Here is a 14,863-nt window from a genome sequence, read left to right as displayed (position 1 = left end):
ATTAATCACTTATTTTATTACTTATCACTTCTTCCGCGGGAGAGACAGTAGCTGTCAGCGGAGAAACCTCCCAATCTCCCGTCTGTTTCAGTTCTTGCAACAGATTGTAGATATTGAGGCATGCCCATGCATCGGTAGCAGCGTATTGTTTCTGTCCGTCACTTAATACATCAGCTTCCCAGTTGGACAAGCGTTGTGATTTGGATATTTTTTCTTTGAATAAGATGGCGTAAATCTTTTGCAGACTTTTGTCCTGTATTCCGAATTGACGCACATAGTCCTGTAATTCGATACAGCTTTGTTGGGTGAAAGGTGCACGTTTGTGCAGCATCATAAAGTCGTCTTTCAGTGAAAGTCCCACTTTGATTACAGCCGGATTTTCTAACAAGTCAACCAATGGCTGAGTCAATCCCGTCATATTGAGCCGGAATAAGAAACAGCATTCTTCGGAAGAAATCTGGAGAAGTGCTACTTTGTGCGATTGTCCTTTGGTAAAGGAAGGGCGAGTTTCGCTGTCGATACCTATCACTGGTCTGGATTGGAGGTAAGCTACAGCTTTTTCCGTTTCAGCTTCCGACTGGATAACATAAATACGTCCCGGAAAGACTGTTTTCGGGAGTTCTTTTAGTTCATCTTTATCTATGGTTCTTCTTACAATCATTTTTATTTTAATTCATCATCGTGGCAATGGCAACCGTCTTCGTGACAGTGGCAATCATCATCGTGGCAATGACAGCCATCTTCTTCACAACAATCGTTGTCGTCGCTTGGTTCGTAAAATCCTTCTTCATTACCTACTTCCTCTTCTTCTTCCTCCTGGTTGTATTTCACGTCATGAAGGGCGCGAAGTGTGTTTACCAGTTTCTGTCCCCACAGTGTACCGAAGTTTTCCTGGCAGATGGCCAATGAATCATTCATTGTTTCGTTCAGTCCCAGTTGGAAGACAAATATGAAATCTTTAATATCCTGATAAATGTCGGCCAGGTCTTCCGATATAGACTTCTTGATAGGTTGGTCGCTATACACCATATCTTGCACGAATACGTCCAGATAATCATCCTTGTCAGCCATCAATCCGGAAAGGTTGATACGCAGAATTTCGTAAATCTCTTCTGTGACATACGTTTCAAGTGCTTCGTCCCCGATAGTCTCACATTTGGGCAGCATAGATGCTTTGAGATAGAGTAGGGGAAGTATTTTTAATGATGTATCAACGAAAGTGCTACGCTTCATGCGTTCGGCACGTTCGAGAAATGCACAAAATTCGGCAGCTACCGTTACGAACTCAATTACGTTTTTATCAAATATCGTTTGGCTTTCTTTTTCCATGATCTATATTGATTTGAAACGCAAAGGTAAGAAAAAGGATTGAATGAGCGTAGTGCTCGTTATTTTTTTATTATTTTTGCAGCTTAGAATCTCATTCCAGTTTTATAAAAAAGAATTAAAGACTCATGGCAAAGAAGAAATTAGATAAGGAGGCGGAACGTACTCCCTCTTCCCCCAGTAAAATTTTGGCTGTATTTAAGAATGAAACCATTCATTTTGTAATCGGATTGATGCTGGTCATCTTTTCCGTTTACCTGTTGTTGGCTTTTTCTTCCTTCTTCTTCACGGGGGCTGCCGATCAAAGTATTATTGATAGTGGCAGTTCGGCAGATTTGGCAGCTGTTAATAATCAAGTGAAGAATTATGCAGGTTCACGCGGAGCGCAGTTGGCCAGTTATCTGATTAATGACTGTTTCGGCGTTTCCTCTTTCTTCATACTTGTTTTCCTGGCAGTGGCAGGATTGAAGTTAATGCGTGTACGTGTTGTACGTCTGTGGAAGTGGTTTATCGGCTGCACACTCTTGCTGGTCTGGTTCTCCGTATTCTTCGGATTTGCCTTTATGGATCATTATCAGGATTCCTTCATTTATTTGGGAGGTATGCACGGATATAATGTCAGTCGTTGGCTGATTTCGCAAGTTGGAGTACCCGGTGTGTGGATGATCCTGTTGATAACGGCTATCTGTTTCTTCATATATATAAGTGCACGTACCGTCATCTGGTTGCGTAAACTCTTCGCATTGAGTTTCCTGAAACGCGAAAAGAAAGAAGAAAAGGAGAATGTTCCGGAAGGAGAAGGAGATCCGGAATTTACGACCTCCCAACCGCAAGAAGTGGAGTTCAATTTGAAACGGACGTATAAACAGACACCTCCTCCGGCACCAGTGATGGATATTCAGGCTGAAGAACCTGAAGACGACTTTCCTATTAATAAACCGGAAAAGGAAGATACTTCCGTATCTGACGAAAGTGAAGGAGTGACTATGGTATTTGAACCGACTGTTTCCAATCCTGTTCCTATTGTGCAGGAAGACTCTTTGGAAGAGGCGGAACCCGGATTTGAGGTGGAACCGGCAGCTTCGGAAGAAGAATACCAAGGACCTGAACTCGAACCGTATAATCCTACTAAGGACTTGGAAAACTACCGTTTCCCGACTATCGATTTGATGAAGCATTTTGAAAATGATGATCCGACGATTGACATGGACGAGCAGAATGCAAATAAAGACCGCATCATCAATACATTGCGCAGCTTCGGAATCGAAATCAGTACGATTAAAGCAACTGTGGGACCTACGGTAACTCTATATGAAATTACTCCGGAACAGGGAGTACGTATTTCTAAAATCCGTGGTTTGGAAGATGATATCGCATTGAGCCTTTCCGCTGATGGTATCCGTATTATTGCTCCGATACCGGGTAAAGGAACCATCGGTATTGAAGTACCGAACAAGAATCCGAAGATTGTTTCCGGACAGAGTGTGATCGGAAGCAAGAAATTCCAGGAATCCAAATATGACTTGCCTATTGTATTGGGTAAGACGATCACGAACGAAGTCTTTATGTTCGACCTTTGCAAGATGCCGCACGTATTGGTGGCAGGTGCAACCGGTCAGGGTAAATCAGTCGGTTTGAATGCCATTATCACTTCCTTATTATATAAGAAGCATCCGGCAGAATTGAAGTTTGTACTGGTCGACCCGAAGAAAGTAGAATTCAGCATCTATTCGGTGATTGAAAATCACTTCCTTGCCAAACTTCCTGATGGAGGCGAACCGATTATTACGGACGTAACGAAAGTAGTGCAAACCCTGAACTCGGTTTGTGTGGAGATGGATACCCGTTATGACCTTTTGAAGATGGCACATGTGCGTAATATCAAAGAATATAACGAGAAATTTATCAACCGCCGCCTGAATCCGGAAAAGGGACATAAGTTTATGCCGTATATCGTAGTGGTGATTGACGAGTTCGGAGATTTGATTATGACCGCCGGTAAGGAAGTGGAACTTCCGATTGCCCGTATTGCACAGTTGGCGCGTGCTGTCGGCATCCACATGATTATCGCTACACAGCGTCCGACTACTAATATTATTACAGGTACGATCAAAGCCAACTTCCCGGCACGTATCGCATTCCGTGTATCTGCCATGATGGACTCCCGTACTATTCTCGACCGTCCGGGTGCTAACCGTTTGATTGGTAAGGGGGATATGCTCTTCTTGCAGGGAGCCGATCCGGTGCGTGTGCAGTGTGCCTTTATCGATACGCCGGAAGTGGAGGAAATTACGAAGTTTATTGCCCGTCAGCAAAGTTATCCTACTCCGTTCTTCCTGCCAGAGTTCGTGAGCGAAGATGGTGGTAGTGAAGTAGGAGATATTGATATGGGACGGCTTGATCCGTTGTTCGAAGATGCAGCCCGACTGGTAGTGATCCATCAGCAAGGTTCCACTTCGTTAATTCAGCGTAAATTCGCTATCGGTTACAACCGTGCCGGACGTATTATGGACCAACTCGAAAAAGCGGGAATCGTAGGCCCTACCCAGGGAAGCAAGGCACGCGATGTCTTGTGCATGGATGATAATGATCTTGAAATGCGATTGAACAATTTACAGTAACCGTTCGTTTATTAATCAAATGAGAAAATACATTTTTAGTGTTTTAATAGCTTTACTGTCTTTGCCTGTGATTGCCCAACAACAGCAGTCGCAGGCTAAAGTCATTCTTGATAAGACGGCAGAGGCGTTTCGTAAAGCAGGTGGTGTAAAGGCCGATTTTACTGTAAAGGCTGTGACGAACGGTCTGGTAGAAGGTGTTGAAAATGGAACGATTCAGTTGAAAGGAGAGAAATTCGTACTGAAAACGTCGGATATCATCACTTGGTTTGATGGAAAAACGCAGTGGAGTTATATGACAAAGAATGATGAAGTGAACGTCAGCAATCCGACACAGGAAGAGTTGCAGCAGATTAATCCGTATACATTTCTATATATGTATCAGAAAGGATTCTCTTATAAGTTGGGAGCAACTAAGATGTATCGTGGAAAAGCTGTTTGGGAAGTCGTTTTGACTGCCAGAGATAAGAAACAGGAGTTGGAACGTATCACTCTTTTTGTGACGAAGGATACTTATGAACCTTTGTATATTTTGCTTCAACAGCGTGGTCAACAGACACGTAATGAGATAACCATTACAAGTTATCAGACAAAGCAGAATTATGCGGATCAGGTTTTTACGTTTGATAAAAAGCAATATCCCAATGCGGAAGTGATAGATTTGAGATAATATACGTTTATAACAAAACGAAAAAGATAAATTAAAATGGCAGAAATAGAAAAAGTAAAATGCCTGATTATAGGTTCAGGACCTGCCGGATATACGGCAGCGATTTATGCAGGACGTGCAAATTTATGTCCGGTACTTTATGAAGGATTGCAACCGGGTGGCCAGTTGACTACTACTACGGATGTGGAGAACTTCCCCGGTTATCCGGAAGGAATCAGTGGTCCGCAGTTGATGGAAGACTTGCGTGCACAAGCAAGCCGTTTCGGAACAGACATTCGTTTCGGTATTGCTACGGCGGCCGATTTGAGCAAAGCTCCTTATAAAATAACAATCGACGGTGATAAGGTTATTGAAACAGAATCATTGATTATTGCTACCGGAGCTACTGCTAAATATCTGGGACTGGAGGATGAGAAGAAATATGCCGGAATGGGGGTAAGTGCTTGCGCTACTTGTGACGGATTTTTCTATCGTAAGAAAGTTGTAGCTGTAGTCGGTGGCGGTGATACAGCGTGTGAAGAAGCTGTTTATCTTGCCGGACTTGCATCCAAAGTATATCTGATTGTCCGCAAACCTTTCCTGCGCGCATCGAAGATTATGCAGGAACGAGTAATGAACCACGAGAAAATAGAAGTTCTTTTTGAACACAACGCAGTTGGTTTGTTTGGCGACAATGGGGTAGAAGGTGTAAATCTGGTGAAACGTTGGGGCGAACCGGATGAAGAACGTTACAGCTTGCCTATCGACGGTTTCTTCCTGGCTATCGGACATCAACCGAATACTGAAATATTTAAAGAATATGTTGATACGGACGAAGTGGGTTATATCATCACGGAAGGTGATAGTCCTCGTACAAAAGTTCCCGGAGTTTTTGCGGCAGGAGATGTTGCCGATCCGCATTATCGTCAGGCTATTACGGCTGCGGGAAGTGGTTGCAAAGCTGCTTTGGAAGCAGAACGTTATCTTTCTGCCAAAGGACTCATTTAATCCGGTTTATATCCGACCATAGGAGGGTATTAAAACCCTTATGAATATGAAAATCACCCACGCTAGAGTTTAATCTGTAGCGTGGGTGATTTTGTTGAGAGGGGAGTCTTGCTCCCCTTTATTTTATAAACTCAAAGCTTTTCGAACAATATTTGTCGATTGTCTTTGGTTAATACGCTTCTATTTCATCTATCCATAATTCGGCAGGAATGATTTCCGGCCCGTTATTCTTTTCAAAGTTGACACCATTACGCAGTGTGCCGCCATTCTTGATTTTGACTTTCAGGAATGTAGCCTGTGCCGGTTCAAATTCAATGGAATCGGTGAATGCAATTCTTCCTGTTTCCGGATAATCGTGTTTCAAAGCTTTTTCGGCTATCCGTGTGTATTGCTTGCCGTCTGCTGATACTTCTACAGCAACTCCTTCTGCAGGAAGAATTCTCATGGCAGGATTGAATAAAGAACCGAAAATAACTTTGCTGACTTGTGTCGGTTTATCCAGATGAACGATAAATTCCAAGTCCTTACCCTCCACGATGCCAAAACTACACCACGGAGTATAAGAAGCATTATTGCCTCGTTTGCCGTTGGTCAGTCCAAAGGTGGTTTTGTCAGCTCCTAATACATCGTTTTCATCGAATATATCGCCTGTCCATCCCATCGTATAATTAACCGTATAGGACTTTCCTGTCAATAAATTGCCATACAGTGGCTTGTGAGCTACTTTGCCCAACATCTTTCCGTCTTTGAAAGCAGCGGCTTTCAGGTCGATATTACCTTCAAGAACGAAAGGCTTTTCATATAAGATGGACACTTTGGACGGTTCGCTGCCGTCCGTTGTATACCGGATTTCCGCATTCGGGTAGAAACTTTCCAGCAATACCATTAAAGGGCCGTTTTCATCTGCGTGCGTATTTATATTTACGTCATAGAAGTTGAGACAAGGTTGGGTGTTCATAACTTTCAAACGTTCAAATTCAGTCACCATCCGTTCGCAGAAATTCTTCCAGTCTTTGTTTGCGTTTTGTGTCCAGGCCGTTTCGGCGATAGCCATTGCACGTGGGAAAGCTTGGTAGTCTGTACGTTCTGAAGTCTGCATATATTCTCTCCAAATATTACCTTGTATTCCGATGATATGCTTCTTGGCAAGCTCGTCAGCGTCGTCCGGAACAGGGTTATAGCTATATGTTTTCTTCAAGGTATTGTATCCGCCAATAGTAGTCGGAGCAATTTCCGGCTCTTCCTGATAGTAGTCCAGATATACATAAGGACTCGGAGTCATGATGGCATTATGCCCTGCTTTGGCTGCGTTCATACCGCCTTCTACACCGCGCCATGACATAACAGTCGCATTGGGAGCCAGACCACCTTCGAGAATTTCATCCCAGCCAATGATGTTTTTGCCTTTGCTATTCAGGTATTTCTCCATACGGGTAACGAAATAGCTCTGCAACTTATCTTCTTTGCTGTGCTTTATTCCGTCTATCTTACTGGGAGTTGTATCATCTTTCAACCCTAACTGGCGGATTAACTGCTGGCAGAAAGCACTGTTCTTCCACGCTGTCTTGGGACATTCATCGCCACCGATGTGAATGTATTCGCTGGGGAATAATTCTATAACTTCATCCATCACTCCTTCAAAGAATTTGAAAGTCGTTTCACTCGGACAGAATACCTGTTCGAATACTCCCCAGGTAGGAGATACTTTGTAAGTCTGTGTAGAGTCGCATGACAATTCCGGATAGGCGGCAAGTGCAGCCAATGCATGTCCCGGCATTTCTATTTCGGGAACAACATTGATGTATTTACTTGCAGCATAAGCCACTACATCTTTGATTTGCTCCTGCGTATAATAACCTCCATGTTCTTTTCCGTCGAATACTTGCGGATAGTTTACATAGTAATAGTCTACTAATGTCTTTTCACGTTTGGAACCGATTCCCGTCAATTTGGGATATTTCTTGATCTCGATTCTCCATCCCTGATCGTCTGTCAAATGCCAGTGGAAGACATTCATCTTGTTCATAGCCAGTAAGTCGATAAACTTGTAAATGTAGTCAATCGGTACATAATGGCGGCAAACATCCAACATGAGTCCGCGATGAACAAAACGGGGTGAATCTTCAATTTCTACGGCAGGAACCGACCAGTCAGCTTTCTTATCCAACTGCTTTCCGTAAATTGCCGGAGGGAGTAACTGATAAAGAGTCTGCACTCCATAAAAGAATCCGTTTGGCTGGGAAGCGGTGAGTGTAATGAGACTGGGAGTGACCGATAATTTATAACCTTCTTTCGGCATACCTTCCTGTACAACAAAAGAGATCGCCGTTTTTCCATCTGCACTTTCAGCTTCTTTCAAGGAGATTCCTGCTGTCAGTTTTAGTTGTTCGGCCAGGCTGTCGGCAATGCTTTTTACTTCCGGAGCATCCGAGGGAACTACGAGGCAGACTTTGTTGTTTAGTTCAAAGCGTCCTTCCTGTGGAAGAATCTGGTTGGGTTTGGGAACGATGTTGTACTCGTTCGCCGCTTCTTTTGTCTTCTGGCAACTGGGGGTAATCATTAGCAAGGACAAAAGAAGAAGAGAAATACTTTTCTTCATGGTCAAAATGTGTGTTAAGTTATAAATAGATTTGACAGGGCAAATGTACTTGTTTATATGATAAGTTCCAATAATATGGAAATAAAAAAAGCCGGAATGATGTCCGGCTTTTAGCTAAAGTTTCAGATTAATGTAGTTATATAATTAAGAGAGAGTTTTTATTTCAGTAGTTGCTCTTCGATGATTTGTACGTACTTCTCCGGAGTAGCTCCGACTTCAATAATCGGTTTGCCGCCTGCAGGTATGAAGAATAAGGTAGGCAATGCCTGTACACCGAAGTGATTGCATAAATCCTTTTCTTTGTCCGCATTAACCTTGTAGAATACAACTTTACCTTTATACTTTTCAGCCAGCTTTTCCATTTCCGGAAGTAAGCGCATGCAAGGTCCACACCAAGTTGCCCAGAAATCAATTATAACCGGTTTCTCGCCATTATAAACGAAATCGTTCCCTTTTCTGTAGTCGAAGATGTGTTCGAGGAAGAATTGGCGGGTAATCGGATTCAGTTTACCGTCTTCAACTTTAGTTTCCGTTACTTTAGCTTCCGCTTCCGGTATAGGAACCATGTCAAACGGCTGGAAATAAATTTTCTGATGAATATAGTCAATGGATATGATTCCGTAGTCCAGTATCTTTTTGCCTAATACGGAGCGTTTCAGGTATGGATTCTTCACTGCCATGGCATCCTCAATCTTTGTTTTTACAAACATGGTTTCAGGTAAGATGAGGCTTTCCTCTTCTTGAGTCGCTTCTTTATATCCATTGGAAACTTTTTGGTTGGTTCCTTTGGTATATTGTGTGCTCCATGTATTGAAATCTTTTTCGGTAAGATTCACTAATCCTTCGCTCCATGTATCCAGAACAAGAGAAACGGGTTTTCCCTGAATGGATATTGGACATACGATTCCTAATCCTGTAATTAGCTCAAAGTTCTCCCGGTAGTTTAATTTCATGTAAGAAGGACGATAGGGCTGCGTAATTGTGAGTTTTTTCCGCTGCATATCAATAGTCAGAACGGAAGTGCGGAAAATAGCACCGCTTAATACACCCATCACTCCCAGCTTGCGCAGATATGGTTCGTCTTCCAGAGTGAAAGCAGGCAGATCGTTGTTAAACGTGTTGTTGCCAATAGCAACTGTTGCCATTTCATATACTTTTCCAACAGGTACTTGTTTGAATACAAAATCCTGATAAGCACTAAAAGTACCGTTCTTCCCCGTGTCGATGCGTAACTTCTTGAGAGCCTCAGGAAGCAGGGCGTTATGTCCTGACAGATCGAGGACGAAGTCTGCCACTTCGCCATTAATGGCGGCTTCTACGATAATCTTTCCATCAATGGTTTTGAATGGAATGACCTCTGTCATACTGTTCTGTGTCTGTGCACTGATTCCTCCGGCAATACAAAATGCAAGTAGACAGAGATACATCTTTGTTATTATTCGCTTCATATCTTTTTTCTGTTTAAAGTTTATTTCTCTTTCCTGATTTCAATCTTTTTCTCTTGATTGTCTTTCTTGACAATAATATAACCGGTATCACCGCGGATGGCGTTCATGATATCTTCCACAGCCATTTGGCTCATGGGACAATCGTCCAAAGAAGTACCGTTGATGTTAATCACCTGGTCGCCGAAAGCAACTTTATCTTTCATGCTGTCCCAGATCGTTGTAATTTCGAATCTGTCATTGCGTGGCAGAATACTCACGTTCCAGAGAGCGGGAGCACCGCCCATGTCGGTTTTTCCTTCTTCAAACGGGAAAAAGTAGAATCGTCTGCGCATATAATCGATAATTACTTTACCGTATTCCAGTAAATCCACCCCGATGATGCTTCCATTCATCACTGTGGTCGTACTACCCACGTTCGTGAATTCTTTCCCCATGATGTTGATAGGAGGAACAGTCACCTTCTTTATATCCACCGGCTTGCCTAGACCTGTTATTCCGGCAGCTACGATACCATATCCATGGTTAGTAACTTTCGAAATGTCAGACAGCCTTTCATAATCTTCTGTAGAATAAAGCAGAAAGCCTCCCGCACCTGTATCGAACAGAACCTTGAAGTCATTGTCCCCTAAGCGGACATTGACAATGGAGTGATGATCCGTCTCATCCAACAGCGGAATCCCATCCGTTACTTTTAGTCCTTCGGGACGATACGGATAATTGATAACCATTATTTTAGAACGGGAATCGAATGTGACTACCGACTGTGCGAAAGCGTCTCCTCCAAGAATACCGACAACCCCTAGTCCGGTGAAGAATGGATTCTTAGGCAGTACCATCGTCTTCAACTGCTTGATTTTATAGTTTTCCCCGATAGAAACATTCTGTACGTGCGCTTCCTGATAATTGGAGCCTTGTGCATTCACATCGGAGATACGCATATATCCTGCGGCAGTAGCTTTCATTTCCGTTGCGGCATCATACATCGTTCCGGTTCTTCCTCCCGTATCGACGATATATTTCACTTTTATACCGTTAACAGTGACGGGGATAATGATTTTCTCTTGTATAAACTCATAAGGAATGGTGTCGCAAACCTTATTCCGGATTTGCGCTGCCATTCTTTGTCCGCAGTTTAGAAATAATAGCAGCCATAAGCCGGTCAGTATTCCTATACTTTTCATATTATTCTTTTTCATAGATAATATCCTTTACTCCGGAAGCTGTCTCAATCGTCAGTTTCGTCTTCTTTTTCTCTTTCAATTCCGGTATTCCGTTCAGAATACTTTCGCAGAAGTCATATTTCTTAGCAGGTTTGCCATTGATTTTAACTACCTTGTCTCCGACTGCTATCTTACCTTTCGTACTGCTCCATACGGTAGATACAAACAAATCTCCGTCTTTGACCGTTAAGTCAAAATTGTTACCTTGATTGTTTATTTCATTGTCCGGTTGAAATGCTTCGAAATAGAATCTTCCGCGTGGATAGTCGATGGTCACTTTACCGTATTGCAACAGTTTGACACCCAATAATGTGTAAGGGTGATTGTTGGTGCTGGTTGTTACGTTACGGAATTTGGTGGCTCCGACTGATAGCAATGGAATACGAACCCTGTAAGAAGAAGCTTTGTCCGCCTGACCGGATACTCCGATACTCCCTTCTCCATACCCTTCGGAAACCACTTCCATAGAGGCTTCCGGTTTGATTTTTTCAAAATCACTTTCGATAAGTGATAACAGGCTGGGACTACCAGTATCAAATAATACATTTATATTGCTGACCGGAGCTATCTGTACGCTGACGATCGGCATACCGCCCCCTTTGGTGAAATTCAACATCTTTCGTAAAGACACTGTCGATGGCTTTTCAGCAGAGGTAACTATAATATTTTTGGCTTGTGAATCAATAGTGACAATGGTGTTGGCGAATAAATCACTGCCGATGATGCCATCTACTCCAAAACATTCCCAGCCTTTTACTTCATCAATGACCAGTGACGGAGCATTTTTGAAATTAATAACATGGTCGGGGGTAGTCAGGTTCTCTATCCGGGTAGTCTTGTAATAGCTTTCCACGTTATTCACATCCGTTACTTTAGTCGAGTCGGTGGCTGCCATTTGCAGTGCCTGGCAGGCTTGAGTCGTGAGTGCCGTACGTCCTCCCGTATCAAATATGAAAGGACGTGCCGTGCCGTTCACTTTCATTTCGATAATCATCTTTTCACCTACCATCCGGTAAGGTATGGTTGCCTTATATTGTTGGGCGAATACAGGAACCGCCATGCAAAAGGCGACGACGGTTCCTATCATACGAGTCGTATACTTCATAAGCTAATTTTATTTGCTGACTTTTTCTGCTTCCAAAATTGCCTGATAAGCGTTTACAATACCTCCGGAAATACACAAATCATCGAAAAGGAACAAGTCTTGTGAAGGACTGTCGTTTACGCGGATTCCTTTTTCCACTTCCACCCCTTTGCGTGAAGTGACACTCTTCAGTAGTATGTCACGGATTTGCGAGCCGGTTAATTTAGGAAAATATGATTTCACTAAGGCAGCTACACCGGCTACAGTAGCCGAAGCCATTCCTTCTCCAGTTCCTTTTTGATAAGTGTCACCCATATAAGATGAATAAATGTCTGTTCCCGGAGCATAAATATCGAGAGCAGTTGCACCGTAATTGGTGTTCAATACCGGATTTCCATTCTTGTCTGAAGAAGCAACCACCATAAAATTGGTAAGTTCTCCGTCTTTTCTCATCTTCCGGTTAGGGAAAAACTCGTCTTTATCCATGTCTGCTGACAGATCCCAGACCGGAACTATTACCAATGCTCCTTTCTTTTCAGCTTCTTTCAGTGCATCTGCTACCCATTGTCTCTGTTCTTCCGGGTATAATGAATTTTGTTCCGGCAATAAAATAACATCCGCTCCATGGTTTACTGCATACTGGATAGCCAGTGCCATATCTTTTAAATAAGGTTCTCCTTCTCCCGGGTGGATGCGTAAAGTCATGATTTCTGCATTGTCTGCAATACCGTTACTTCCGATACCGTTGTCACGTTTAGCTGCGATAACGCCGGCCTTCATTACGCCTGTTGCCGCATCAGATGTCAACAGTACATTATTGCCGTAATGCGTGTCGTTAATATCCAGAGGATTATCACCTACAATTTCTTTCCGGTTATCAGTTCCGTATTTCTTTAAAGCATCTTCATAGGAAGTTTTAGCTGTTTCCACACTTTTTTTCCCCATTCTTTGGTATACGAGATCCCATTTGTCCGTTTGGTAAATGCTGAATGAATAAGCGGTAAAAACAAAAGCAATTTCAGAAAGGCTGTCTCTTTCTGCCTTAGGATCATAGCAGCTCTGGAAATCATCGACAGTTAGCTCTTTTCCGGGGAAACGCTTTTTCATATCCTTATCAAACTTCTCAATATATTCTTCAATGACATAAGAGAGTTGCAGTCCACCGTATGAACCACCGATTCTGGATTCAGGCATTACTTTATAACGATAGTAATTGTATTCTTCCAAATTTTCCGGTGCGGGTACTTCCTGACGTTTTCCGTTAATGATTTTATAATATTTCTTTCCGTCAAAGATATAATCTGCATATTTATCTTTCAGACGGAAAAATTCACGTTCTCCTTCGCGTGTCAGAGATTCCATGACCTGACCGTCTTTGCCACCGATGAAATTCCAACCATTGATGTCGTCTATCCAACCATTCTTGTCATCGTCTTTCTGGTTTAGTTTTTCTTTGGGATTCACCCAGATAGCCTGTTTCAGATCTTCGTGTTCTACGTCCATTCCTGTTCCGATCAATGCAACAACCGGTCTTTTCTTTGCTTTCTTTTTGTTGGCATTCAAGTAATCATAAGCTTTGTTTACTTCAGCTCCGTATACACTGTCCTGGTCGAAAGAACAGTTAAACCAGTCCAGTTCGGATTGTTTTTTTTGTGTTTCTGCCTGCTGTTTGACTAACTGGGCTGATACTGTCATGCTGATAAAACAGCATACGATTGGAAATATAAGTTTCTTCATTGTCGAAAGAGTTATAATTTATATAGTTTGTTTATTGTCTTATTTTTAAAATGGCTTCTCGTACTTGTTCCCCTCGGACATTACGTGCAGCGAGTTTACCTTCTTTGTCAATGACAACAAGGAAAGGGATGGAGTAGAAACCGTAAGCAGTCTGAATAGCACTTGGAGTCTTGCTGTTTTTGGGAAATCCTGTTTTATCCCATAGCATCACCCACGGCAGTTTTTCTTCATCCAGCATTTTTCTCCATTTTGCTTCGCTGTCATCCAACGAAACACTGATGAATTCTAAATCATCTGCTTTCAGATCATTGTATATTGTCAGCATACTGCGCATCTCTTTGCGGCAAGGACCACACCAGGAAGCACAGAAATCCAGTACGACAATTTTTCCACGGAAGTCCTTTAAACCTATGCTCTTTCCATTGTTGTCAATGAACGTAAAACCAGGACATTCTGCACCGATAATCTGGTGGGAGAGGACTTCTACTTTGTTGATTAACCATTTGGCAGACAACGAATTCCTATCTTGTTCCGGTATCATATCCAATAACATTTTGTTGGATGGGTAATCATTCACATCTGCCAGATAAGCTAATGCGGATGCCATGGCAGATGTCAGCTTCTCTTTGGCAGAAGTCGGGATTGTTGCTTTATCCGGATCTCTTTCGGTCGGCATATAGTTTTGTAAAGTCAGAAACGGATCAATGCCGGTGAATGAAAGTGAACTTTGTTCGGGATTCTTTTCATCGAAAAAACCATGAATGGTTACAGGTCTGTTTTCGAGGTATATGTTTTGCTCCGTATTCCCAATATATAGTGTATATACATCGGATATAATGTCTTTTTTTTCGGTTTCGAATACTCCATTTTGGTTAATAGGACAACTTAAAATGAGGTTCCCATTCAAATCCTTAACTTGCAAAGTGGTTGGTTTGAGTAGTCTCAACTTTCCTTTGAATTGAAGTCCGCTGTCGCTCCATAGAGGAGTGGTGCTGCATAAGAGCAATAATATCAATGAGAGTCTTATTAATTTCATGATTTGGAGTTTATAATATATCTTGAGTTCAACTTATAAATGCAACTTTTTGGGTGCGGATAATAAGCAATAAAAACATTTATTTTTCAGAGAGGAAAGAGAGACAATGTCCCCCTTTCTCTCACTCTGAATGGATAA

The 14,863-nt window shown here is 42.4% G+C and carries 11 protein-coding genes; 3 read left to right on the top strand and 8 right to left on the bottom strand.

All coding sequences use genetic code 11. From position 1 onward, the window contains the following. Position 1: 1 nt before the first annotated feature. Positions 2-661: a 3'-5' exonuclease gene (locus tag N5O98_RS23010; RefSeq protein WP_004301815.1), complete on the bottom strand. Its 660-nt coding sequence runs from the start codon at positions 659-661 to the stop codon at positions 2-4. Positions 662-663: 2 nt separating this feature from the next. Then, the gene (locus N5O98_RS23005; RefSeq protein ID WP_004304614.1) at positions 664-1,329 is read right to left on the bottom strand and encodes a DUF5063 domain-containing protein; all 666 of its coding nucleotides are present in this window, start codon (positions 1,327-1,329) and stop codon (positions 664-666) included. A 125-nt stretch (positions 1,330-1,454) separates the two neighbouring features. Between N5O98_RS23005 and N5O98_RS23000 the strand changes: the two genes are divergently transcribed. The 3 genes from N5O98_RS23000 to trxB are packed head-to-tail and all read left to right on the top strand — an operon-like array spanning position 1,455 to position 5,601. Further along, positions 1,455-3,947, top strand: coding sequence for a DNA translocase FtsK (locus N5O98_RS23000; protein ID WP_004309853.1), 2,493 nt, complete (start codon positions 1,455-1,457; stop codon positions 3,945-3,947). A gap of 19 nt (positions 3,948-3,966) precedes the next feature. Further along, positions 3,967-4,614 carry a LolA-like putative outer membrane lipoprotein chaperone gene (locus N5O98_RS22995; RefSeq protein ID WP_004309851.1) on the top strand — a complete coding sequence of 216 codons (648 nt, stop codon included), beginning with the start codon at positions 3,967-3,969 and terminating at the stop codon, positions 4,612-4,614. Positions 4,615-4,650: 36 nt separating this feature from the next. Further along, positions 4,651-5,601 (top strand): thioredoxin-disulfide reductase, encoded by a 951-nt coding sequence (gene trxB / locus N5O98_RS22990; protein ID WP_004309849.1) that lies wholly within the window; start codon positions 4,651-4,653, stop codon positions 5,599-5,601. Positions 5,602-5,770: 169 nt separating this feature from the next. On the opposite strand, the gene N5O98_RS22985 is transcribed toward trxB, so the two are convergent. The 6 genes from N5O98_RS22985 to N5O98_RS22960 form a co-directional block, all read right to left on the bottom strand. Beyond that, positions 5,771-8,200 (bottom strand): beta-N-acetylhexosaminidase, encoded by a 2,430-nt coding sequence (locus N5O98_RS22985; RefSeq protein ID WP_004309847.1) that lies wholly within the window; start codon positions 8,198-8,200, stop codon positions 5,771-5,773. Positions 8,201-8,358: 158 nt separating this feature from the next. Then, the gene (locus tag N5O98_RS22980) at positions 8,359-9,648 is read right to left on the bottom strand and encodes a thioredoxin domain-containing protein (protein WP_008775498.1); all 1,290 of its coding nucleotides are present in this window, start codon (positions 9,646-9,648) and stop codon (positions 8,359-8,361) included. Between the two features lie 20 nt (positions 9,649-9,668). Then, a complete protein-coding gene (locus N5O98_RS22975; protein WP_008775499.1) occupies positions 9,669-10,844 on the bottom strand; it encodes a pepsin/retropepsin-like aspartic protease family protein in 1,176 nt (391 codons plus the stop codon). Next, complete coding sequence (locus tag N5O98_RS22970) at positions 10,831-11,973, bottom strand: aspartyl protease family protein (RefSeq protein WP_004309842.1); 1,143 nt, start codon at positions 11,971-11,973, stop codon at positions 10,831-10,833. The genes N5O98_RS22975 and N5O98_RS22970 overlap by 14 nt, the downstream gene beginning before the upstream one ends. Positions 11,974-11,982: 9 nt before the next feature. Beyond that, on the bottom strand, positions 11,983-13,689 hold the full coding sequence (locus N5O98_RS22965) for a S8 family serine peptidase (protein WP_004309840.1): 1,707 nt from the start codon (positions 13,687-13,689) through the stop codon (positions 11,983-11,985). Positions 13,690-13,720: 31 nt separating this feature from the next. Continuing rightward, on the bottom strand, positions 13,721-14,725 hold the full coding sequence (locus tag N5O98_RS22960; protein WP_004309838.1) for a TlpA family protein disulfide reductase: 1,005 nt from the start codon (positions 14,723-14,725) through the stop codon (positions 13,721-13,723). Positions 14,726-14,863: the final 138 nt, after the last annotated feature.

The sequence above is a fragment of the Bacteroides sp. LFL-34 genome (assembly GCF_027257075.1).
In the GTDB taxonomy this organism is placed as follows: domain Bacteria; phylum Bacteroidota; class Bacteroidia; order Bacteroidales; family Bacteroidaceae; genus Bacteroides; species Bacteroides ovatus.
This window is presented reverse-complemented; position numbering and strand designations above follow the sequence as displayed.

Excerpts from the sequence above, each read along its gene's own strand:
- N5O98_RS23010 (WP_004301815.1), bottom strand. The coding sequence starts at position 661 with ATGATTGTAAGAAGAACCATAGATAAAGATGAACTAAAAGAACTCCCG.
- N5O98_RS23005 (WP_004304614.1), bottom strand. The coding sequence starts at position 1,329 with ATGGAAAAAGAAAGCCAAACGATATTTGATAAAAACGTAATTGAGTTC.
- N5O98_RS23000 (WP_004309853.1), top strand. The coding sequence starts at position 1,455 with ATGGCAAAGAAGAAATTAGATAAGGAGGCGGAACGTACTCCCTCTTCC.
- N5O98_RS22995 (WP_004309851.1), top strand. The coding sequence starts at position 3,967 with ATGAGAAAATACATTTTTAGTGTTTTAATAGCTTTACTGTCTTTGCCT.
- trxB (WP_004309849.1), top strand. The coding sequence starts at position 4,651 with ATGGCAGAAATAGAAAAAGTAAAATGCCTGATTATAGGTTCAGGACCT.
- N5O98_RS22985 (WP_004309847.1), bottom strand. The coding sequence starts at position 8,200 with ATGAAGAAAAGTATTTCTCTTCTTCTTTTGTCCTTGCTAATGATTACC.
- N5O98_RS22980 (WP_008775498.1), bottom strand. The coding sequence starts at position 9,648 with ATGAAGCGAATAATAACAAAGATGTATCTCTGTCTACTTGCATTTTGT.
- N5O98_RS22975 (WP_008775499.1), bottom strand. The coding sequence starts at position 10,844 with ATGAAAAAGAATAATATGAAAAGTATAGGAATACTGACCGGCTTATGG.
- N5O98_RS22970 (WP_004309842.1), bottom strand. The coding sequence starts at position 11,973 with ATGAAGTATACGACTCGTATGATAGGAACCGTCGTCGCCTTTTGCATG.
- N5O98_RS22965 (WP_004309840.1), bottom strand. The coding sequence starts at position 13,689 with ATGAAGAAACTTATATTTCCAATCGTATGCTGTTTTATCAGCATGACA.
- N5O98_RS22960 (WP_004309838.1), bottom strand. The coding sequence starts at position 14,725 with ATGAAATTAATAAGACTCTCATTGATATTATTGCTCTTATGCAGCACC.